The organism is Chlorogloeopsis fritschii PCC 6912 (assembly GCF_000317285.1).
Taxonomy (GTDB): Bacteria; Cyanobacteriota; Cyanobacteriia; order Cyanobacteriales; family Nostocaceae; genus Chlorogloeopsis; species Chlorogloeopsis fritschii.
Window position 1 is genome coordinate 1 of sequence record NZ_AJLN01000085.1, and the last position, 23,194, is coordinate 23,194.

Below are 23,194 nucleotides of genomic sequence, written 5' to 3' on the forward strand. Positions count from 1 at the left end.
TTTTCTCGTTTCAAGCGAGAACTTTCCTGTTTCAAGAGAGAACTTTCCTGTTTCAAGTGAGAATTTTGTTCGTAGTAAGCGATTTATCGCTCTGCACATGGGTTTTAAGCGGCTCAAGCCCCTACTACTTCTCTTAAGATACAAGGTTGGGTGCGTTATAGACGTTAGTCCTAACATACCGAAAATTAGGATAGTGCGGCGCTTGGCAACAACACACCCTTAAAATTTCAAATCGTCGCCAAGGATTTCGGCAATTGTTCTAGCAACTTGATCGGGATCGATAGGCTTCGTTAAGAAAGCTTGGACACCAACCCGCATCACTTCTTCCTGCACCGAATCGCGCACATCTCCCGAACACACCACAATCGGAGTCAATTGATCGAAAGTACGAATTCTTTCGATCAACTCAAACCCTGTACCATCCCAGAAATATAAATCTATCAGGTAAAGATTGAACTCCCCACTTTGAGCAATCCGTAAGCCGTCAGTCACGCTCTGCACCGTCTCGGTCTCATATCCTGCATCGTCTAGAATGAAACTTAACAACTCACAGTTGTCCTGGGAATCATCAATGCAGAGAATTCGTTTTTTGATGGGAAAAACCACAGCTACTTTTTTACCATCCTGCTTTAGATGCTCTTTTGCTCTGGGTAAGATTACCAAGCTCAAGTAATACCTGTCCGTTTTCTAGCAAACGGACGAAGGAAGAAAATTATGCTGAATTCCAGCAAGCCTCAGCGATCAAAAAATTTCATTTTGAATTCGCTACCGCAAGATGAATACGATCGCCTACACCCTCATCTAGAACGAGTTGAGTTACACCAAAACGAAGTTCTCTCCCGGATTAGAGAACCGATCGCTCACGTATATTTTCCAATAACTGTCCTCCTTTCTTTGGTGCATTCGACAATGGAAGGCGAAACTGTTGAAGTTGGAGCCACGGGATTTGAAGGAATGGAAGGAACAATGTTTCTGTTCAATCAAAATTCCGCGCCTTGGCAAGTTGAAGTGCAGCTTGCAGGCGAGGCATTCAAACTCAGTACCGAAATCTTTGTCAGCGTGTTGCAAAAGTCCGATGTTCTACGGCAAAAAGTCACTGATTTTACATATCTAAAGCTGATACAACTAACACAATCTGCACTCTGCAACCGTTTCCATACTGTTGAGCAACGCCTTTGCCGTTGGTTACTCGCAGCCCAAGATCGCGTCCAAACCCCTGAACTGTTGCTCACACGAGACGTTCTAGCCACGATGATTGGCTCAACTCGTCCTGCCGTTAGCATTGTTACCGGAACTCTCCAAACAGCGGGATTGATTCGTGCCACTCGCGGTAAAGTCACCATTCTCAACCGTGAAGAAATGGAAGAAGCAACTTGTGAGTGCTACCAAATCATCAAACAGGAATTTGCTCGATATCTCCAGCAAAACTGAGAGATAATTCCTCTGCTTACACACTTTCTGTGTGCATTTGAATTTATCCCAGGACACTTTTAACTAAGCACAACTACTTCACTGCTGAAGAATGTTTTCCTGTGAATCATCGATGCAGAGAATTCGTTTTTTCACAGAAAGAACTATAACCACAGCTACTCTTTTAAGTATTTTCTACGCTATCCCCTGTCCCCTGTCCCCTATCTCCTGTCCCCTATCTCCTGTCCCCCGTTCCCTATTCTCTACTATAAAGCAGCCCCCTCCGTTCGCTGGAGAACGGACGAAGGAGGCGCACTCATGCAATTTTGGGAAAACTGTACGTTAAGCACATATGCTCATACTGCCAAACTATTACTATGCTGGGGTTGCAGATGCACAGCTAGCTTCTCCAGTTCCACCAGCTTGCCTAAATGTCTCAGCCTAAAAGTAAAACGGTATAAGGCTTTGGGAGGTGCTCGAAATCTATCTAAATTTATTAGCGTACAAATTCCCTCCCTTTGGCACGATGATCCAAGAAAATTATGCTAAATTCCAGTGAGACTCAGCGGTCGAAAAATTTCATTCTCAATTCGCTACCGCAAGATGAATACGATCGCCTGCATCCTCATTTAGAACGAGTTGATTTGCACCAAAACGATGTTCTCACCCGGATTAGAGAACCGATCGCTTATGTCTATTTCCCTACAACTGTCCTTGCTTCCTGGGTATATTCAACGCAAGAAGGCGAAACCGTAGAAGTTGGAATTACTGGATTTGAAGGAGTGGTGGGAACAACGTTTCTGTTCAATCCAAATTCCGCGCCTTGGCAAGTTGAGGTGCATCTTGCAGGCGAAGCATTTAAACTCAGTACCGAAATCTTTGCCAGGGTGTTAAACAAGTCTGTCGTTCTACGGCAAAAAGTGACGGCTTTTACTTATCTAAAGCTGATGCAACTGACGCAATCTGCACTCTGTAACCGTTTTCATACCGTTGAGCAGCGTCTTTGCCGATGGTTGCTTGCAGCCCACGATCGCGTCCAAACCTCCGAACTGTTGCTCACGCGAGACATCCTCGCTTCGATGATTGGCTCAACTCGTCCCGCCGTTAGCATTGTTACCGGAACCCTCCAAACCGCCGGATTGATTCGTGCCACTCGCGGTAAAATTACTATCGTCAACCGCAAAGAAATGGAAGAAGTGACTTGTGAGTGCTATCACATCATCAAACATGAATTTGATCGATACTTACAAATTAAATAAGAAGCGATCGCAATGAGTTCCGTATACGCGATCGCTCCGAGTCACTCCTCAGCTGGAGGAAACATCGATCCAGATTATATTGGTCACTATGGCATTAATGATTGCAGTGGCAGTCCCCTCATACCCGCAACCCCTCAAGCCGAGCAAAAAACCACTCCACTTTCTGACGGATAGGAACAGCGATCGCCCGTGCTGTGATTAGATAACACAAAAAATCTTTTATATTGCCTACCCCCTATAGATAGTTGTTATTAAATTTTTTATCTGTTCAAATATTCAGAGGTCAAAAAGCTTAGGTTAATAGCTGGATGGATAATTGCAAGCGAATAATCTACATATAAAAAATGTGCCTGTGAACTTAGATTTACTAAGCAAATCTTCGTTTGAGAGGTAGTATTTGTTGCAATTTCATACTATAACCAGGTATGATAAATATCTCTAAAGGTAGATTTACCGTTAACTAATTATTTGATGGTAAGAAAAAAGCCCTAGCTTCTACAAGGAAGTCAAGGGCACTAAGTGAATGGATAATACATTAGTATACTAAAATATCAAGAGATATATTTAAAATTAAGTTAAGTATTTTAGTTATAAATTAAATATTTAGTTAATTTACTTAAGATTCTAATTGACACTAAGCAATTTAGCTTATGCTTGATTGAACAAAGTTTTTTTGTGCATAAAAATTTTTATACAAGCCATACTTTACTTACATAATTTTCAGAAAAGTATGACTTGAATATGTAAAAAATAAGTAAAAAATAAATTTTTCAATTACTTTTTAACTAAATTTGAGCTAGATAGTAGCTGTGCTTGAAATTGGCATTGCTACTTTTCTCACATTCTCTTGCTTCTGGTTCACACTGCTATCAGCAAAATGTTTTTCCATCAATGCAGGAACTTGAGTAGCTTGAATGCGACTGTAACGAGTTTTATCTGGCATCACTAAATTAGGCCCCGCTTTACAGTTTTTCATACAACCAGTCGCTTTGATCGTCACTTGATCTGCTAAACCGCGATCGCGCAAAGCTCCTTGTAAAGCCTGACATAGACCATCAGCACCGCGTTTCACGCAATCAGACTTTTGACACACCAAAATCGTCGCTTTTGCTGGTTTTGCCTTAACGTCAGTAGAAGAGGACGCGGGGAGGCGGGGACACGAAGACGCGGGGAAATTTTCTCTGTTTGCGTCTCGCTGTGCTGCCATTACTTGTTGGGCTTTCAGCTTCACTTCGCCTGTTTTGCGATCGTATTTTTTATCACCCATGACTTGCAACCAAGTACCAGGCGGTAAGCGCCAGTCAAACGCCACTCGTAAATGTTTAGCTAGCTTTACGTAGCATTCACCTTCAGAAGTTGCCAGTAGCAAGCCTTTGAGTTTAAAGCCATCTTTAATAACAAAATCGAGAAATCTTCCCTCAAGACAAAATTCTGATATTTCGTTGCTATGGGAATTACTCATGTTTATAACCTTCTTTATTAGTTTTTACGAAAACCAGCTATCTGGGAAGGCAGGTTTTTGATGCACAACAGCTTCCCATCGGCATTCAAGGCTTTTACCGTTCAACTACTGATAGCGATGCTGCCAACAAAGTTCTAAAGTGCAAATCAATTCTTGACGAGAGAGTGTGAATTGTCGCATCACACTCCAAACTTGAATAGCTGCAAGAGTATTGTCAATTTGGGCTGTTAATGGCTCGTTAGCCTCACACCAACAAGGAATATCTAGTTCCTGTAAGCGTTGATAAACTTGCCAGCGCTCTGCCCAATTCACTTCTATAACGTGTTTTTCTTCTAATTTTGAACTGAATGACTTCAAGATTCCTGCCCTCAAGGTGCTAGAAAGTCGCAGTAAATGGTGTGTTATCGCTTTTTTATGGTTTTTTATTTAGCGGAGTATAGCTCCTTAAATCAGGATAACCCAAGTGCGAACTTTTCTCAGTAGTTTTTGAAAAAAAATCTCAAACGCGTGGCTAGGGGCTAGGGGATAGGGGATAGGGGACAGGGGACAGGGGATAGGGGATAGGGGACAGGTGATAGGTGATAGGGGACAGGAGACAGGGGACAAGAGATAGGGGAGAGAAACTGATAACTAACACCTAATAACCGCCCATGTCGTTACTCTTATTCCTGACAAGGAAATCAAGGACTGTATATAGATAAATAGAAAAACTGTTAATGCTGTTAATGAGATATTGATGAAATATTGATGAGATTTATCGTCGTTAACTCACAAAATTAGAGGTTTTATTACTTCTAAAAAGTCAAACTTTCATCGTATTGCTTGGTCTTGATTTCATTTTTTAAAATGCTAGTATGTAGAGACCAAGCGGTTAGTAAAGAATAACTGCTTCAAAGCGAGGAGAACCATGTCTGAAACACAAACTTTATTACAAAACTTTGGTCAAGTTTATGACAATCCTGTACTGTTAGATCGCAGTGTAACTACACCAGTTTGTGAAGGCTTTAATGTCGCTTTAGCTAGTTTCCAAGCACTGTACTTGCAGTACCAAAAACACCATTTTGTGGTTGAAGGTGCAGAATTTTACTCACTGCACGAGTTTTTTAACGAAAGCTACGAAGAAGTTCAAGAACACATCCATGAGATTGGAGAGCGTTTAAATGGACTAGGCGGTGTGCCGGCTGCTAGCTTCAGCAAATTAGCGGAATTATGCTGTTTTGAACCAGAAGCAGATGGTGTATTCTCTTGCCGTCAAATGGTGGAAAATGACCTCAAAGCAGAACAAGCGATGATTAAACTGATTCGCAGCCAAGCTTCACAAGCTGAGAGTTTAGGCGATCGCGCTACTCGTTATTTATACGAAAAAATTCTGTTGAAAACAGAAGAACGCGCTTACCATCTGGCTCACTTCCTTGCTAAAGACAGCTTAACCTTAGGATTTGTCCAGCGCGCTCAAAACTAATATCCTACCAACTCAAGCTGTCTGTATAAGTCCAAACAAAGAAAAAGTTAGATGCTTTAGTTCTAAATAAATCATAAAGAAAAGGCAGAGAAGGTTATGTTTGAACATCTCTGTCTTTTTTAATATATATATACAAAAAAACACAAACCTTACTTTTAGGTATATCTTTAAGACAGCTATTAGCAAATATTCTTGTTTAATTGGATCGATGTATTAAATTTTTCATTAGTTACAATTACCAAAAACTAACTCAATAATTGAGAAAAATCACTAATAATATTTTTGCTATCATCAGACAATTGATAAATTTCTTCAGAATTACTATATACAGTCTTAGACATACTAAAGCAGTAAAAATGAGAGTTAAAAATGTCAAAATTAAAAATGTAAATGTAAATAATATATTTTTTACTATGAAATTGTTCTAGTTACCGTGAGAGCTTTCATAATTCTCAATAACCGTAAGGTGGAGAGAAGTCACAAGACGCCGGAGGCGGTGAGGGGGTCGCAGTCTTGGCGGTTTCCGTCACGTAGACGCCGGAGGCGGCTTCCCGTAAGGGTATGCGAAGCCCTTCTCGCAGAGTACCCGGAGGGCTTCCCGTAAGGGTGCGGAGGTTTCCTCCGAAAGCGTTGCTCCTCCACAAGGAGGCTCAGAACTTCGGGGCACTACCTAACTTTCCTCAAACCCTTATTTTTAAGTTGTGGACAGTGTCTACCCTACAAAAATTGCTCTTTGTCATGCCATCCTGACTTAGACAAGACTAAAGACTACCTGCTTAGACTCTAAACAAATCAACATCAAGTATCCTGATCCTTGTCTGTTCCCTGCAAACGGTTACAGAAAAGTTGATAATAAACAGCATTAGTGGTGGGTAAAGACCTTTAAAATAATCAGGATTTGTATTCTCTTACTCCAAAGCGACAACTATGCCCCGCCGTGACGACATTAAAAAGATTCTCCTACTAGGATCTGGCCCTATAGTGATTGGACAAGCCTGTGAGTTTGACTATTCTGGCACCCAAGCCTGCAAGGCGTTGCGAGAAGAAAACTACGAAGTGGTACTAGTCAACTCCAATCCTGCAACAATCATGACCGATCCGGAAACAGCCGATCGCACTTATATTGAACCCCTAACACCAGAATTAGTCGAAAAAGTTATCGCCAAAGAACGCCCCGACGCCCTCCTACCAACAATGGGGGGACAAACCGCCCTCAATATTGCTGTAGCTTTATCAAAAAATGGAGTCTTAGAAAAATACGGCGTTGAGTTGATTGGCGCAAAGTTACCAGCCATTGAAAAAGCCGAAGACAGAAAACTGTTTAACGAAGCAATGGCAAAAATTGGGGTGAAGGTATGCCCTAGCGGTACGGCTTCATCACTAGAAGAAGCAAAGGCGATCGCCCGTCGCATCGGCACTTATCCTTTAATTATTCGTCCCGCCTTTACAATGGGCGGTACTGGTGGCGGTATTGCTTATAACGAAGAAGAATTTGCCGAAATGGCACAAACAGGTATAGATGCTTCGCCTGTATCGCAAATTCTCATCGATCAATCTTTGTTGGGATGGAAAGAATACGAACTTGAAGTAATGCGCGATTTAGCAGATAACGTAGTGATTATCTGCTCAATTGAAAATCTCGATCCGATGGGTATCCACACTGGAGACTCAATTACCGTTGCTCCCGCTCAAACCCTTACTGATAAAGAATATCAGCGCTTGCGGGACATGGCAATCAAAATTATCCGCGAGATTGGTGTAGAAACTGGTGGTTCCAATATCCAGTTTGCTGTCAATCCCGTAAATGGGGAAGTAGTTGTGATTGAGATGAATCCCCGCGTGTCTCGCAGTTCGGCTTTAGCATCGAAAGCAACTGGTTTCCCGATCGCAAAAATGGCGGCAAAGTTAGCAGTCGGCTACACCTTGGATGAAATTAACAATGACATCACCAAGAAAACACCCGCTTCCTTTGAACCGACAATTGATTATGTAGTCACCAAAGTTCCCCGCTTTGCCTTTGAAAAGTTCCCCGGTGCCGAACCTGTGCTGACAACACAAATGAAGTCCGTTGGCGAAGCAATGGCAATGGGGCGCACATTTAACGAGTCTTTCCAAAAAGCACTGCGTTCTTTAGAAACCGGGCGGGCTGGCTGGGGATGCGACAGCAAAGAAAAACTTCCCAGTGGTGAGCAAATTCGCGCCCAACTGCGCACACCCAATCCAGAACGGATTTTTGCCGTGCGTCATGCCATGCAGTTAGGGCTGAGTATTGAAGAAATCTACGAATTAACTGGTATCGATCCGTGGTTCCTCGATAAAATGCAGGAACTGCTGGAGTGGGAAAAATTTCTCAAGCGCACGCCCTTGCAGCAACTGACAAAAGAGCAAATGTATGAGGTGAAGCGGCAAGGATTTAGCGATCGCCAAATTGCCTACGCCACCAAAACCAGCGAAGATGAAGTCCGAGCTTACCGCAAACAGTTAGGTGTTATCCCCGTTTACAAAACAGTAGATACCTGTGCAGCTGAGTTTGAGGCGTTTACCCCATATTACTATTCTACTTACGAAGAAGAAACAGAGATTATACCCACTGATAAACCCAAGGTAATGATTTTGGGTGGTGGCCCCAACCGGATCGGGCAAGGAATAGAATTTGACTATTGTTGCTGTCATGCTGCCTTTGCTTTAAAAACAGCAGAGTATGAAACCATCATGGTTAACTCCAACCCCGAAACTGTGTCAACAGACTATGACACTAGCGATCGCCTTTATTTTGAACCGCTGACAAAAGAAGATGTACTCAACATCATCGAAGCGGAGAACCCGGTGGGAGTAATTGTGCAGTTTGGCGGACAAACACCGTTGAAGTTGGCAGTGCCAATCGAGCGATATTTGCACTCCCAAGCAGCAACAGAAGCAAATGTCACCACTCGCATTTGGGGAACCTCTCCTGATTCTATTGATATTGCCGAAGACAGGGAGCGGTTTGAGAAAGTTCTCAAAGAATTAAATATTGCTCAACCTCCGAATGGAATCGCCCGTACTTACGAAGATGCGCTGATTGTCGCCAAACGTATCGGTTACCCGGTGGTAGTGCGTCCCAGTTACGTATTGGGGGGACGGGCTATGGAAATAGTCTACTCCGATACAGAATTGGAACGCTATATGACTTTTGCGGTGCAGGTTGAACCAGAACATCCGATTTTAATTGATAAGTTTCTAGAAAATGCCATTGAAGTAGATGTAGATGCGATCGCCGATCAAACCGGACGAGTTGTAATTGGTGGCATCATGGAACACATCGAACAAGCAGGCATTCACTCCGGAGACTCGGCTTGTTCTTTACCCTCAATTTCTCTATCACCAGGAATTCTCAATCAAATTCGCCAGTGGACAGTGCAATTAGCACAGGCGTTAAATGTGGTAGGGCTGATGAATATTCAGTTTGCCGTTGTCGGTACTCAAGGCTATTCTCCCCAAGTCTACATTTTAGAAGCTAACCCCCGTGCCTCTCGCACCGTGCCCTTTGTTTCTAAAGCCACTGGTGTGCCTCTAGCGAAATTGGCATCCTTAATTATGTCCGGTAAGACTTTAGAAGAACTTGGCTTTACCCAAGAAGTCATACCATCCCATATCGCTGTTAAAGAAGCAGTGTTGCCATTTAATAAATTTCCCGGTACAGATACTATCCTCGGCCCGGAAATGCGCTCTACTGGTGAAGTGATGGGTATAGACAGCGATTTTGGACGCGCCTTTGCCAAAGCAGAATTAGGCGCAGGCGAACGTTTACCTTTAAGTGGCACAGTATTTGTGTCAATGAACGATCGCAATAAAGCAGCTGCGGTGCCTGTAGTCAAAGAATTTCTCGATTTAGGCTTTGCTGTGATGGCAACTGATGGTACGCGCCGCGTTCTCCAAGAACATGGACTTAAAGTCGAGTTAGTGCTCAAACTCCATGAAGGGCGTCCCCACGTCCTAGACGCAATTAAAAATCACAAAATCCAACTCATTATCAACACCCCTTCTGGAGAAGAAGCCCAAACTGACGCTAGACTCATCCGCCGTACAGCCTTAGCTTACAAAATCCCCATCATCACTACCATTGCTGGGGCAAAAGCCACCGTCGCCGCCATCCGTTCCTTGCAAAATACGACTTTGGATGTCAAAGTTATCCAAGAATACTGCATGGTTCGTTAAATAGGGGACAGGGAATAGGGGACAGGGAATAGAAATTATATTCTAAATACTTCCCCAATCCCCAGTTCTCCGTATAAATTCCAAAAATCAGGAAAAATTTAACAAGCATTATAAAAAGATTATTATCATTATTATTGAGTTTTATTAAGAAAGATGAGAAACTTTTCTGAGCGCTGCTAAAGTTATGGAATGAAGATGCCAGTATATTCTCGAAAACAAAGGGTTAAACTAAACCGCCAAAAATAAAAATTTCTATTTGCTTTGTAGTCAAAGATTTATCATAAATGTTACACTTGTTTACGTTGTCAAATTAAAAGATATGTTCGACAAGCTACCTTTTATCTAACTATAGATACTTGTACAAAGAAAAAAGAAATGTAATTTTTAGCAGTTAAGAACAAATTTGGATTTTTACGAGGCGCTGAATTTATCAAGTGCGTGAGTTGCAAGTCAAACAACGGGTTCCCAGCCTGACTGGGTAGGCACCCACCGAGAGACATCCATATCAGTTAACTACCCTACTGTTAAACCCAAAATTACTAAAGAGTAGTGCCATGAAGACCGCTCAGACAGCTACAGACCTTGTGCGGACTTACCTGCGTGAGATTGGCCGCGTGCCACTCCTAACCCATGAGGAAGAAATTTTCTATGGCAAACAGGTGCAACGTTCAACAGCATTGTATGAAGTAAGGGAATCTCTTGCTACCCAGTTAGGTCGTCAACCAACTTTAGAAGAGTGGGCAAAAGCGACGAAACTAGAAGCAGCAGAATTAAACGAAGCGATCGCCGAAGGTGAAATTGCCAAGCGTAAGATGGTTGAAGCCAACTTACGGCTAGTAGTGTCGGTTGCGAAAAAGTACATCAAGCGCAACGTCGATTTGCTCGACTTAATTCAAGAAGGTAGCATTGGGATGCAGCGGGGTGTAGAGAAATTTGACCCTACCAAAGGTTATAGATTTTCCACTTATGCTTACTGGTGGATACGGCAAGCCATTACCCGCGCGATCGCAGAAAAAGGACGCACGATTCGCCTACCAATTCACATTACCGAAAAACTTAACAAGATAAAAAAAGCACAACGCCAGCTATCCCAAAGATTAGGACGTGCTGCCACAGTTTCTGAATTAGCCCAAGAATTAGAATTAACTCCCAAGCAAGTGCGAGAATACTTAGAACAAGCACGTGTACCTCTATCCTTAGATATACGGTTGGGAGACAACTACGATACCGAACTGGGAGAAATGCTAGAAGACACAGCAGCATCTCCAGAAGAGTTTGTCACTCAATCTTCCCTATCTACCGACATAGAGCGTTTGATGGCAGAACTAACACCACAACAGAGGGAAGTAATATCTCTGCGGTTTGGTTTAAGTGATGGCAAAGCACTTACTCTGGCTAAAATCGGTGAAATGCTGAATATTAGCCGGGAAAGAGTGCGGCAAATCGAGCGAGAAGCTTTAAGTAAACTCCGCAAGTCAAAATCTGACATGGGAGAGTACTTAGCAAGTTAGTTGATAGATAGTTGATAGTGGATAGTGGTTAGTGGGAAACAACGCAGTGTAGGAGTGGGAGAGGAGCCAGTACGTTGATCTTCCAGAGTTGTAGAACCTAGAACCACTAACTACTGTACGGGAGGCAGCGCGTTGCGGAGCCAGTGCGGTGAAGCAGCCCCCGTCTTGGCGGTTTCCGGCGATGGGGGACTGCTGTACGCCGGAGGCGTTCCCGCAGGGTACCCGGAGGGTGGACGGGTTCCCCGGCATAAAGGAGCCAGTGCGTTGCGCGGGTTCCCCGCGTTGTAGCACCTGGCGTCAACTGGCGTCGGGTTCCCCGCGTTGTAGCGACTGCCGTGCGGGTTTATAAAGATAAATTGTCGGTTTTAACCCAAAGATCATCAACAAAACCCGCCCCTGCTAACCACTAACTAATAAGGTGATACTTTCCGGTTTATTTGGTACGGTTACAACGACTGCCAATCAGAAAATAGCCTGTTACATTAGTTTCCAGGAACACACAATAGTAAATCCATACATTGAATAGAACATAAGGATTTAGTAAATCATATCTATTCAAATAACTTTAAGTGTTACTGGTAATAGAACAGGAGGAAAAGACGTGAGTAACCCATCCAATCGAGTTTCAGAATTTTTTAACAGTGAATCAGAGGCTGGCAGCCCATTATGGCAATATGTTAAATCTCTAAGTCCAGAGACTATCAGTCAGCTTTCCAAACCTAGTACTTCAGAAGTCCTTCAGGTAATGGAACGTAACATCATCGGGCTATTGGGGAATCTGCCTTCTGAACACTTTGATGTTACTATTACTACCAGTCGAGAAAACCTCGGCCGTTTGTTGGCATCAGCTATGATTAGCGGTTACTTTCTACGTAATGCCGAGCAGAGAATGAACTTTGAACTAGCATTGCAAGGAACGGAACCCCACAACACAGAACATGAGTAGCAATTAGAAATTGGCTATCTAAATAGAAACTTTAGATTGTTTTGTTCCTGCCTTTATGCCAACCATACCTAATAAATTCAATACTCCTGTGTCTGTGCTAACAATTTCACAGTTTTACTTGATCTGCATAGGGGTAATACATATCCCCTATGTTGAATCATCTAGAATTTAAAATTCAAACTCTTGCTCAGACTTGTTTTCATCAGTTTATTTTTATTCAAAATAAAATATTCTAAAAATCTGAAAGATAATGAATAAAGTTGATAAATAATAAAATATTTTTACAAATTGTAATACAATACAAACTCGGCAAGTTCTTGTCGAGTTTTTTATTTAGCATCAAAGTCAACTACTAACTACTACCTACTATCTACTAACCAACAGCTTTTCCATGAACGAAACTACTCCCCTCCCGCCCCATAAAATTATCGGTGTTGCTGTAATCTGGAACGACAAGAGACAAATTTTGATTGATCGGCGTCCCCCAACAGGAGTAATGGGTGGTTTGTGGGAATTCCCTGGGGGTAAAATCGAACCTGGTGAAACAATCTTTGATTGTATTAAACGAGAAATTTACGAAGAATTGGGAATAGTGATAGAAGTGGGTGAACATCTCATCACTATTGACCACACCTATACACATCTAAGAGTTACCCTTACAGTACATAATTGCTGCCATATTACGGGCATTCCGCAACCAATAGAATGCGATGAATTTCGTTGGGTAAGTTTAGATGAACTGGAGCAGTTTGCTTTTCCAAAGGCTAACGTTCAGATTATTGAAGCACTGCGGCTTCAACATAGAAAAATCAACGAAGGGTAGCTTGAAAATGTTGAGTTCTGTACAGCTACCGTAGACGTTAAAATTCTGGTGCAATGGATATATGTTGAAAAATGAATATAAACATCTGTCGTCAAATTAAAATCATAAAATCAATTTATTAAGGGGTGAAGATATATAAAAAATAAGGAAGATGCTGTTTGTGACAATTAAAAGCACAACAGCGTAGGAGTTATCACTATGAAATTTTACAAGCGTTTAGCTACTGTTGTTTTAGCAATAGTGACAGTAATAACTATTGCATTTTTTCATACATTTGTTTTAGCGTTTCCCGAACACGAAGTTGATGCGATCGCATCTCAGACAACCGTCTTAATTGCACCAGCGTTACAAGAAGGGGATGCAAAGGCACGCAGAGAGTGGGAAACAGGTTCTGGAGCGATCGTGGCTCGAAAAGGTAAAAGCTATTACGCACTCACTGCACTTAGTGTTGTACAAACTAGAGGATTTTATGGAGTACGCACAAGTGACGGCAAAGTACACTTAGTGGAACATAACGAAGATAATTCCAGCATTTATCCTTTAGGTAGAGAAGACGGTGAACTGAGAACAAGAGCAAAAGATCTTGATTTAGCGCTGGTTAAATTTGAGAGCGAACACGACTACCCTGTTGCTGCTGTGGGAGATGCAGAGAAACTTAGAAACAAAGATGTATTATATGTTTCTGGTTGGCCCGTACCCCAAAATCAAGCTCCTCGTCGAGAACGGATTACCCAAGCCACATCATTAAATCAAATTGATTCTCAACCTCATTCTGAAAGCGGATATAGTTTAGCTTACAACATTCAAACCCGTCAGGGCATGGATGGCGGCCCGGTATTTAGTAAAGATGGACTAGTTGTTGCTATTCATGGAAGCGATCGCTCCCAGGAACACGGATATTGTCTCGAACCAAAACTGAGCGGTAACAATAGTTGTGGTTTGCCAATCAGTCGTATTTTAAATGCGATCGAAGCAGAGGATATGCGCTTGAGTTTTGATCGCGGTTCGGTAGATCCAAAACTGATTGCACGGGGACTAGCAAATAAATCAACAGCAGACGTAATTCCAGACGTTTACAAGTTGTTTACCTTTGATTTAGATGCAATGTTGAGAAATAAACCTTCTTTGGGATGTGGAAGTATATTGCTAGGAGATAAATGTCCAAGAAGCTCTCTGTAGATCGTAAAGGTAGGGACGACTGTGCCGAGTGAGCGCTCTTGCAACTTAGGAATCACAACACACATACCCTAACAAGTTTTATTAAAAAAAGTAACAATAACAAATGTTTTTCCGAAAACAAGAGTTATCCGCCTGGATTTATACTGAAATCATAAATATGTGCATGATATTTTAAAAAAATTTATATTTTAAGACTTTTACATCAAGTGAGAAATAACCATGAAATTCAGTTTATTTGCCAAATCCCTTAGTGTAGCAGCATTTACACTCAGTTCTACTGCTATTAATCTTCAGCCTAGCTATGCTCAAAGAGCTAAATTTTTCTGCGGTATGAGCAGGGGTAACCCAGCAACAATTGTTAATACTAGTAGGGGAAATAAACCAATAATTAGCTGGGTTGATACAGCTTTTCCGCCACCTTGGACACCTGGGGAACGCTGCGAGGCAATATCCGATCGCTTCAATAGGTTCTATCAAAACGGTACGCTCAAGTTTATCAGAGCAGGAGAATATAAGCGTCAACCTGTGTTGTGTGTCGCCAGTTATAATGGTGGCCCTTGTTTGCCGAATGGAGTATTAGTAACCCTCAAACCAGGAACAGATCCCCAGCTGATTCTAAATCGGTTGCTTTATAAACCGATAGGGGGTGGTGGCAGAATCATTGAACTGAAGGATGACAACAACAACGTTATTTCCAATGTTCGTGATGCCTCCTATCTTGATGTACAAAAACTAATCGGAGAGGAAAGTGAATCCGTAAGTTGCCCATCTGGACTACCAGTATGGGAATGTTGAAGAAATCGTAAGGTAAACCAACATGGAATGGCGCTTTTTACTCGCGGTTGCCTGTATTGGGGGTTTATCAATTTTATTACCAGTAACAGTACCGCTAAGTACTAGGGTTGCAGTTGAACAATCCTCAAGTCTAGGTTGGGAACAGGAACTACAGCCATTAGCTGAGTCAATCACAGTCAAGGTGCTTGCGGAGGGCTTTTTAGGCTCAGGAATTATATTTAAAGAGAAAGACTCTGTTTATACAGTAGTTACTAATGCCCACGTCATGATTTCGGGAGATCCTCCCTATAGAATTCAAACGCCCGATCGCCGGGTGTATGAAGCTAAACTTCCCCATCAGGTAAAGAAATTAGACGCTACTTGCTTTAATGGCAAAGATTTAGCGATTTTACAGTTTTACAGTCCCACTCACAAATATGCTGTAGCATCCCTTGGCTCGACATCAAATTTGAGTGTGGGAAATCAAGTGTTTGCCGCTGGATTTCCGTTTAATGTTGAGGGAACCCAGGATGTAGGTTTTGTTTTCAAAGCAGGTAAGGTTTCCTGGGTGTTGGACAAAGCTTTGGATGGTGGCTATAGCATTGGGTATACCAATGATATTCAAAAGGGTATGAGTGGGGGGCCTTTACTAAATCGGCAAGGAAAGGTAGTAGCTATTAATGGAATACATGCGGAACCTCTTTGGGGCGAGCCTTATACTTATCAAGATGGGACACCGCCAGAAGCACCTCTACGGCAACGAATGAGTAAATATAGCTGGGGTATTCCGATTGAAACGATTGTGGAATTGGAGCCATCTTCTCTCAAAGATGGTAACTCCAAATTTTCATTCACTTACAAATGCGATCGCAAGCATCTCCAAAAGCCCCAAGCAGTTCTACCTGTTAGCTCGCTCAGTATTTTTACGTAGCAGGTTTGAAAATGAAGTATTATTCCTCTATTGCAGCTGTGCTATTTGGTGCAGCAGTCGTAGTCATACAGCCTCAATTTAGCGTTGCATTATCTCCCAAGCAAGTTAGCGATATTGCAAGACAATTTACCATTCGCATAGATGGAGTAGGCATTGGCTCTGGGATAATTTTTGAGCGCAAGGGAAATACTTATTTTGTGCTGACGAATCGCCATGTCATAGAAGAACCTGGGAGATACGAAATTCAGACTCCCGATGGCGATCGCTATCCCATTTACTACAGCACACAATTGCCTGGTTTGGACTTAGCTGTGTTACAGTTTACAAGTCAAAAAAATTACACCACTGCCAATTTTGGAAACTCCGATCAATTAACAGAGGGAATGACAGTTTATGCGGTAGGGTGGGCGCAAATACCAGGTTTGGATCAGCCCAGTTACCAATTTACTAGGGGATATATTCGCAGTCGGTTGCAACAACCAGATCAAGGTTATGCCTTAGTTTATGACAACGAGGCTATACCCGGAATGAGTGGTGGCCCTTTACTAGACGAAAATGGTTTGGTAGTAGGTATTAATGGGCGAGCCACGGAACCTGATGTTTCCACAAAAACTGTTTTGCGATTGGGAATTCCGAGCAATACGTTTGTAGCCACTAGAGGTAATTTAAGAGCGCCAACTACTCCTCAACAACAAACTACCGCTCAAAAACCAACTACCACACAAAAACCAACCATCAGAACAACGCAATCAGGCAAACAACAACGAAGTGCTGAAAGTTTGATCAGTTCAGGTGGAGCTAAAGCTCAAAAAAGAGACTACCAAGGAGCTATTGCCGCCTATGAACAAGCTTTGCGGATGAATCCGAACCATCCTGATGCTTACTTCCAAAGGGCTGTCGCTTACTACGATCTCAAAAATTATCAAGCGGCATATGAAGATTTAAACCAAGTAGTTCGCCTGACTCCCAATAGTCCAATTGCTTACATGAACCGGGGTTTAACTCAAGATCTTCTGCAGAGAAATCAGGAAGCTCTTAAAGATTACAGTAAAGCAATTAGCCTTAATCCTGACTATGCAGCAGCTTACTTAAACCGAGGGGCACTTAAGAATGAACTTCAAGATTATCAAGGAGGAATAGCTGATTTAAATAAAGCAATTAACCTTAAACCTGACTATGCTCTTGCTTACTTAAATCGAGGTGATTCCTATATTGCTCTTAAAGATTATAAAAGAGCGATCGCTGATTTAGATGAAGCAATTAGACTGCAACCAAACAGCGCTCTTGCCCACACCAGACGGGGTTTTGCTTATAGACAACTTCAAGAGTACAACAAAGCTGCTTTGGACTATAACATCGCGATCGGCATTCAACCAGACTACGCATCTGCCTACTTTGGCAGGGCTTTTGTCCGTCGCAGGCTGCAAGACGATCAAGGTGCCCTTGCCGATTACAGCAAGATAATTAGTCTCACTCCAGACTTTGCAGAAGCTTACTACAATCGTGGTCTGATTTATCTTAATTTAGGAAATAACAAAGAAGCTCTGTTAGATTTTCAAAAAGCAGCAGATTTATATAAACAACAAGGAAAAACTCAATACTACCAAGACGCAATTCAAAAAATAAGAGAATTACAAAGTAAGGGTAAGGTGGACACTGTTCACAACGTAAAAATAAAGTTTTGAAGAAAAGTAGGCAGTGCCCACCCTACAAAAATTGCTTCTGACTTCTGACTCCTGGCTTCTGACTTCTTAACTAATAAATTTTTAATGAATTAATCATTTTTTGTGAAATGCTCAAATATCTATCGTATTGACCTTCTTCTGCTGTATAGGTGATTATATAAGCTTTGTTATTTTTCAAAGTCCAAACTGCCATTCGCTTAACGTTATATCCTTCTTCTTTACCACTATAAATTACTTGATGAGCGGGGAGATTTGATAGTTTAGTAGAATAGGACTCATGAATTATTGCATCAGTGAAAAACTGGGTTATTTCATTCACAGATATATTTGTATATCCTTCTAATGAAATAGGTTCTTTCAAGTTTTCAACATTGATATTTACCTCTGCTGTTATTTTTTTTGTACTACTTGTTGGTGGTGACCAAAATTTAACTATATCTCCTGTAAATGGATCTCCAATGGGTAGAACTCTCCAAGATAGAGGATATTGTATCTGAATGCTATAGTTAGGATTCTCATAAACAGAGAATTCGGTATTAATTGGTGAATCTTGCCCTGGTAGGATGAACAATTGCCTGATTTGTGGAAAAGCTAATACTGTTATAGATAAGATGAAGGCAACTACCACTACTGCGATCGCAACTTTTTTGTTTAGGCTCTGCTTTTTCTCCTTCTTAATATCTGCAATTGCTTGTAACACATCAGTTACAGATTGATAGCGATCGCGGAAGTCATAGTTTACCATTTTGTCTAAAACATCTATTAGACAAGATTTAATATCTACTAGCCCTCGCCAATGAATTTTATAAGTGTTGGGATTTCTTGGGAGTTGGTCTGGTAGCATACCTGTAAGAGCTTGGATCGCAATCAGCCCTACAGCATAAATATCACTATTGAATTTTGGATGACCACTATTTTGTTCAGACGGCATATAGCCAGGAGTACCAATAGCGATCGTCTTTCCTTGCAAGTTAGCAGCCAAGACACTGATTTGTTTAACTGCTCCAAAATCAATTAGAACTAACTTGCCATCAATAGTACGTCGGATTAAATTTGCAGGTTTAATATCCCGATGAATAACATTTTGTTGATGGACATACTTGAGTATATTTAATATATCTTCTAAAAATTTTATTACTTCTTGTTCACTCCATTTAGTACCTGCTTTTAGTTCTTGACTAATAACATTACCTTCTATAAATTCCTGAACTAAATAAAAGTCTTCATTTTCCTGAAAATGAGCTAAAAGCCGTGGTATTTGCTCGTGGTTGCCTAATTTATAAAGTACTTGCGCTTCCTGCTCGAATAATCGTCTCGCCGTCTGTAAAAGAAACGGTTCAGTTGACCTGGGTTTTAGCCGCTTGACAACACAATAAGGATTACCGGGTAAATCCTTATCTTTAGCCAGATAAGTCTCAGCAAACCATCCTTTTCCTAATTGCCTGATGATTTCGTAGCGCCCTCGGAGGGTTGTTCCTAACATTCATTTATACAAAATGGAAGTTAAATGTAGACTAACTTATCAATTTTGGCATATTATCTAATTTAGCAAAATTTATCTAAGTTAAAAAAAATCGCGTCTCACATTTAACTCGATAAAACGCTTAGGATTCAATTCGCTAAAAGTTATATTTTTTACTGATATCTAATAAGCATATACTTAAAATTCTATAAATATATAACCTGAAAATTAGCTATGTGCAGTGGTGAATAACATAATATTGCCCATTTTTTACAAATTTAAGATTTTTTAATATCGTTTATTTAGTTTTTTATATATTAATTTTAATAAAGCAATATTGTATCCAAAGTTATTAAGGATGTATAGTCATCCATGATAATTTCAAACAACACTTAAATAACATTTGAATATCAAGTCTAAATAATTAACCATCACTCAAAAGCTAGATATAGCTGGATTTTATCCGGCAAATAACTTATTTTTACTAGTTTATCAGCTCTTACATTTGTAACAAAGTAAGAGTTAATTTTTAATACTTTTTTGTAGTGTGAGGGTTTAAGAAAATGATAGGAATAAAATATTTTCTCCTAACTGGTGCTTCAGCAATTGTCTTTGCTTTATCAATCAGTATGGCAAAAGCCATTGAACAGCCAAAAATAGAAGAAGCACTACAATCTATTAATACAAGTGTGGCTCAATTAAGCGAAAAGGAATCAGTTAAATTAGAGAAAAATTTACAATCAAATTTAAATATTGATATCGATGCAGAACAATCAATAGATCGCTTGACTAACGTTTCCCAACTAAAAGATGACGGAAATAGCCCAGAAGATAACATCGAGCAAGTGACATCCGTGTCGCAATTATCAGATGTGCAGCCCTCTGACTGGGCATTTGGTGCATTGCAATCTCTCATAGAACGGTATGGGGTAATTGCTGGTTATCCAAATGGCACTTTCCGAGGAAATCGTGCTATGACTCGCTACGAGTTTGCAGCAGGATTAAATGCAGCCTTAGACAAAATTAATCAAATAATTGCTGCTGGTACAGAAAATAATGTCCGTAAAGAAGATTTAGTAACACTGCAAAAACTACAAGAAGAGTTTGCTGCTGAATTAGCTACGTTGCGAGGTCGTGTTGATACTCTTGAAGCTCGCACAGCAGAAATAGAAGCGCAGCAATTTTCGACGACAACAATTATGAACGCAGAAGTCATTTTTGCTGTGTCGTCTGCTTTTGGTGGTGACCCACCGGGAGGATGTAGAGTTTTAGATGATGATACTGGATATTTTTTCGAGAATGTAACACAATTACCCTCAAACCCTGGTAGGTCTGGAGACCAAAATACAGATCCTGAGGTTGACTGTGGAGATAGAAGAGAACCAGCAAGGAATACTGTTTTCTCCCACCTAACACGCATCGGATTACAGTCATCTTTTACTGGTAAAGACGTTTTAAGAACTTATCTAACTACTGGTAATTTTGATGACGGTGGTTTTACAAACCCTGAGTCACTCAATACCTACATGGCTCGACTTTCTCACCAAGCAGGATTAAATAACAAGGTTTTCTTAGACTTACTGGAATATCGATTTCCTGCTTTTGATGACAAAGTTGTATTCTCTGTGATTCCCTTTGGATTTGAGTTAAGCAGTGTTCTCAGTGCTAACTCTCCTTACTTTGATATAGGAAGAGGTTCAATTTCGCGTTTTGGACAACTTAATCCAGTTTTAAGAATAGGCGGGCCAATGGATGCTGGGGTAGGTTTTGATTGGTTAATTGCCGATCCTGTAAGGCTACAGGTAGCTTATGGTACTAGAGATAGTGGTGACTTTGGGGAGGGAATTTTTGGCGCAGACCATAGTGCGCTTGGTGTGCAGTTAGTAGTGAGACCTACTCAAAACATTGTTACGGGAATCTCTTATGTTAATGCTTATTCCAGTGACGGCTCTTTGGGAACATATACTGGTAGCGTAAATGCAGAAACTGCTGGTTTGTGGTCTGGTTCATCGATTCCTAACGATCAGTTCAATAGTCCAGGAGTTCCTTTTGGTCAACAGGTAAATGCTCCGTCTGGCTTTGGTCCCTGTTGTGCCAATTATATTGGAAATTTACCAGCACAAATTAATGCTGTTGGCGGTAGCTTGCAATGGCGTGTAACAGATAACTTGACTCTGGGAGCATGGGGAGGTTATATGTTCACCAATTTCTTGGAAGCACTTCCTAACGATGATGTATTAGGTGATTCTGCTGGTCAAAAGCCTTATGGTACTTCTGCTACATACCTGTTTTCTTTAGGTATCTCCGATCCATTTGGTAGAGAAGGCGATTTATTTGGCTTTCTGTTTGGTATGCCACCCAAATTGGTTGATGCTGGACCTGGAACACCAGGTACACCCGTACCATTTTTTGAACAGGTAGTCAGAGAAGAAGATCCTACTCCGGTTACAGATAATAATGATAACCTCAACACCGTTTCACAATTCACCACTGATGGACAACCAAACTTACCACCACCAGGAAGTAACTTGCCTAGTAACTTGCCTAAGAGAGTGGGAGTAAGAGATAGAGCAACTTCACTCCACTTTGAAGTTTTCTACCGCTTCAGAGTGAGTGATAACGTCTGGATTACACCTGGCTTTTTCGTTGTTACCAATCCAGGGCATATTGCCGATAATGACACGATTTTTGTAGGTACTCTGCGCACTACTTTCCGGTTTTAGAGTAGAGACGCGATATATCGCGTCTCTACAGAGTCTGTTATTTGCATCAGATTTTTTGTGAAATAGTATCACTTAATTTCTCATCAAGGCAACGCAAATTAAAGCAAGGTTAGACGCATAACTAACTTGGATAAACTGGTAACGTAAAGTGAAACCATGCTCCACCATTAGGTGCAGTATCTACCCAAATTTGACCGTAATGGGCGCGGACAATACGCTGGCATAAACACAAGCCGATGCCGTAACCTTCTTTAGCTTCATCTCGTTCTAAACGGAAATGATTTTCAAAGATGCGATCGCGATTTTCTTCAGGAATGCCGGGGCCTGAATCGCCAATGCTGAACTGAACTTTTTGCGTCGTGCGATGCAGTCCTGCCACGCTAATAGTACCACCTTCAGGTGTATATTTAATCGCGTTATCCAGCAGATTCATTAATACTTGGCGGATACGTTCTGGATCGGCGTAAACACAAGGTAAATCTTTAGGAATATCTTTTTCTATCTTTAAAGATTTTATGGTGTAGCGATCGCGCAATTCCTCAAGCATTTCAAAACAGAGTTGACCGAGATCTATTTTTTGCGGTTGAATGGGAAATTCCCTTTCGTTGTTACGACCTACTTGTAAAAGATCGGTAATCATACGGTCAATGAGCCGAGTTTGGTTGCGTCCTTGTTTAAACAAGTGTGCAGCCATAGTCGGTGTCAGCCGTTCAAATCCACCTTTTTCTTGATTGTAGTTAGATTGCAAAGTGTCTATGGCGATAGCGATCGCAGTCAAGGGATTGCGTAAGTCGTGGGCTAACATTGCTATCACCCGGTCTTTAAACTGGAGTTGCTCCTCTAGTTGCTCTTTTTCTTGTTTTAAGCGAAAAATTTCATCTGATAGATGAATGAGTTCGGCAGAAAAAGCAACTGAACGAATAGAGGATTTAGGTGATGATGGGGTGCGCCCATTATCCTCTAAATTGTCCTGTAATCCATTCTGTAATTTTACGTAAGCATCTACTGCGGCTTGCCAACGCGGCCACCAACTTTTTAGTTGAGCGACTATATTACTACCAGCTAGAGTGTGTCTGGGTTCTGGGTGAATTTTGATTAAAGCTGGTGTTGCTACCAGTTTAAAGTGTTCCGCCAGATAGGGTTGTTGCCCGACATCAATAATTTGAAGTTCAAACTTATAGTCAGCCTCTAATTCTTTTAAGTAAGCACGAATTCGCTGCACTTGTTGTCTGGACTTTGGTCGCCCATCGACAAACAGTAACAACTGCAGTGGAGCCTCAGAATAAATAGGCTGATCCTGTGAAGCTTGCATGTAATCGTGTTTTAGCACTGGTAACAAACCGACGACGCTTTGGGTGAAAGTAAATTTG

18 protein-coding genes are annotated in these 23,194 nt (G+C 41.3%); 13 read left to right on the forward strand and 5 right to left on the reverse strand.

The window, feature by feature from the left end; genetic code table 11:
• Positions 1-219: 219 nt before the first annotated feature.
• Positions 220-669, reverse strand: coding sequence for a response regulator (locus UYC_RS0116395; protein ID WP_016872519.1), 450 nt, complete (start codon positions 667-669; stop codon positions 220-222).
• 45 nt (positions 670-714) lie between these two features.
• Here UYC_RS0116395 and UYC_RS0116400 point away from each other — a divergent pair, with 45 nt between their 5' ends.
• From UYC_RS0116400 to UYC_RS37865, 3 genes are all read left to right on the forward strand, one after another.
• Positions 715-1,431 (forward strand): Crp/Fnr family transcriptional regulator, encoded by a 717-nt coding sequence (locus UYC_RS0116400; RefSeq protein ID WP_016872518.1) that lies wholly within the window; start codon positions 715-717, stop codon positions 1,429-1,431.
• A gap of 521 nt (positions 1,432-1,952) precedes the next feature.
• Positions 1,953-2,669: a Crp/Fnr family transcriptional regulator gene (locus tag UYC_RS0116405; protein WP_016872517.1), complete on the forward strand. Its 717-nt coding sequence runs from the start codon at positions 1,953-1,955 to the stop codon at positions 2,667-2,669.
• A 12-nt stretch (positions 2,670-2,681) separates the two neighbouring features.
• The gene (locus tag UYC_RS37865; RefSeq protein WP_157171250.1) at positions 2,682-2,843 is read left to right on the forward strand and encodes a hypothetical protein; all 162 of its coding nucleotides are present in this window, start codon (positions 2,682-2,684) and stop codon (positions 2,841-2,843) included.
• 622 nt (positions 2,844-3,465) lie between these two features.
• Here the strand turns inward: UYC_RS37865 and UYC_RS0116410 are convergent.
• Positions 3,466-4,131, reverse strand: coding sequence for a (2Fe-2S) ferredoxin domain-containing protein (locus UYC_RS0116410; RefSeq protein ID WP_016872516.1), 666 nt, complete (start codon positions 4,129-4,131; stop codon positions 3,466-3,468).
• 105 nt (positions 4,132-4,236) lie between these two features.
• On the reverse strand, positions 4,237-4,488 hold the full coding sequence (locus tag UYC_RS0116415; RefSeq protein ID WP_016872515.1) for an Asr1405/Asl0597 family protein: 252 nt from the start codon (positions 4,486-4,488) through the stop codon (positions 4,237-4,239).
• 550 nt (positions 4,489-5,038) lie between these two features.
• Between UYC_RS0116415 and dpsA the strand changes: the two genes are divergently transcribed.
• From dpsA to UYC_RS0116460, 9 genes are all read left to right on the forward strand, one after another.
• A complete protein-coding gene (gene dpsA, locus UYC_RS0116420; protein ID WP_016872514.1) occupies positions 5,039-5,593 on the forward strand; it encodes a DNA starvation/stress protection protein DpsA in 555 nt (184 codons plus the stop codon).
• A gap of 927 nt (positions 5,594-6,520) precedes the next feature.
• Complete coding sequence (carB, locus tag UYC_RS0116425) at positions 6,521-9,790, forward strand: carbamoyl-phosphate synthase large subunit (protein ID WP_016872513.1); 3,270 nt, start codon at positions 6,521-6,523, stop codon at positions 9,788-9,790.
• Between the two features lie 554 nt (positions 9,791-10,344).
• The gene (locus UYC_RS0116430) at positions 10,345-11,301 is read left to right on the forward strand and encodes an RNA polymerase sigma factor, RpoD/SigA family (protein WP_016872512.1); all 957 of its coding nucleotides are present in this window, start codon (positions 10,345-10,347) and stop codon (positions 11,299-11,301) included.
• A 601-nt stretch (positions 11,302-11,902) separates the two neighbouring features.
• Positions 11,903-12,247, forward strand: coding sequence for a DUF760 domain-containing protein (locus UYC_RS0116435; RefSeq protein WP_016872511.1), 345 nt, complete (start codon positions 11,903-11,905; stop codon positions 12,245-12,247).
• 391 nt (positions 12,248-12,638) lie between these two features.
• Entirely contained in the window at positions 12,639-13,070 is a 432-nt protein-coding gene (gene mutT, locus UYC_RS0116440) for an 8-oxo-dGTP diphosphatase MutT (RefSeq protein WP_016872510.1), read from the forward strand.
• A gap of 198 nt (positions 13,071-13,268) precedes the next feature.
• A complete protein-coding gene (locus tag UYC_RS0116445; RefSeq protein ID WP_016872509.1) occupies positions 13,269-14,249 on the forward strand; it encodes a S1 family peptidase in 981 nt (326 codons plus the stop codon).
• A 219-nt stretch (positions 14,250-14,468) separates the two neighbouring features.
• Positions 14,469-15,044 carry a COP23 domain-containing protein gene (locus UYC_RS0116450; RefSeq protein WP_016872508.1) on the forward strand — a complete coding sequence of 192 codons (576 nt, stop codon included), beginning with the start codon at positions 14,469-14,471 and terminating at the stop codon, positions 15,042-15,044.
• A 22-nt stretch (positions 15,045-15,066) separates the two neighbouring features.
• Positions 15,067-15,954, forward strand: a complete 888-nt coding sequence (locus UYC_RS0116455) for a S1 family peptidase (RefSeq protein ID WP_016872507.1) — start codon at positions 15,067-15,069, stop codon at positions 15,952-15,954.
• A gap of 11 nt (positions 15,955-15,965) precedes the next feature.
• On the forward strand, positions 15,966-17,639 hold the full coding sequence (locus UYC_RS0116460) for a serine protease (protein ID WP_016872506.1): 1,674 nt from the start codon (positions 15,966-15,968) through the stop codon (positions 17,637-17,639).
• A gap of 70 nt (positions 17,640-17,709) precedes the next feature.
• Here the strand turns inward: UYC_RS0116460 and UYC_RS0116465 are convergent, their stop codons facing one another.
• Complete coding sequence (locus tag UYC_RS0116465) at positions 17,710-19,122, reverse strand: serine/threonine-protein kinase (protein WP_016872505.1); 1,413 nt, start codon at positions 19,120-19,122, stop codon at positions 17,710-17,712.
• A gap of 542 nt (positions 19,123-19,664) precedes the next feature.
• Between UYC_RS0116465 and UYC_RS0116470 the strand changes: the two genes are divergently transcribed.
• Positions 19,665-21,824: an iron uptake porin gene (locus UYC_RS0116470; RefSeq protein ID WP_016872504.1), complete on the forward strand. Its 2,160-nt coding sequence runs from the start codon at positions 19,665-19,667 to the stop codon at positions 21,822-21,824.
• 121 nt (positions 21,825-21,945) lie between these two features.
• On the opposite strand, the gene UYC_RS0116475 is transcribed toward UYC_RS0116470, so the two are convergent.
• Positions 21,946-23,136: a histidine kinase gene (locus tag UYC_RS0116475; protein ID WP_016872503.1), complete on the reverse strand. Its 1,191-nt coding sequence runs from the start codon at positions 23,134-23,136 to the stop codon at positions 21,946-21,948.
• Between the last annotated feature and the right edge of the window lie 58 nt (positions 23,137-23,194).